Raw genomic sequence first — 397 nt, forward strand, 5'->3', positions numbered from 1 at the left:
ATTCATCCTCGGGCACATTCGCAAGCGCCACCCGGAAGACTGGCCGGAAGTGCGCAAGGGGCTGGAGCGGGCCTTCCGCGACTATGCCGACTACGGCTTCTGCCTGTCGCTCGGCGAGTGGCAACGCGACGTCAACGCGGTGGGCGTGGCCTTGCACCATGAGAGCCATGGGCTACTGGCGTTCAATTGCGGCGGGCCGAGTTTCCATCTCAAGCGCGAGAAACTGGAGGACGACATCGGCCCGCGCCTGCTGCACATGGTCCACAACATCGAGGCCGCCACCCGCTGACCGAGGCCGGTGACGGAATCATGGCAACCGGCCTAGGGGCCTATTGGAGTGAGCATGATTCGTGATCCGGAAACCCTGAACCTGCTGCTGGACAGCATCCGCCAGTTC

The 397-nt window shown here is 63.7% G+C and carries 1 protein-coding gene; it reads left to right on the forward strand.

Features of this window, described 5'->3' with window-relative positions; genetic code table 11:
* Positions 1–289: IclR family transcriptional regulator (locus FLO80_RS24120; RefSeq protein WP_500676339.1), on the forward strand; the 289-nt coding region annotated here is incomplete at its 5' end.
* Between the last annotated feature and the right edge of the window lie 108 nt (positions 290–397).

Origin of the sequence: Aquicoccus porphyridii, from assembly GCF_008369105.1 — a bacterium.
In the GTDB taxonomy this organism is placed as follows: Bacteria; Pseudomonadota; Alphaproteobacteria; order Rhodobacterales; family Rhodobacteraceae; genus Aquicoccus; species Aquicoccus porphyridii.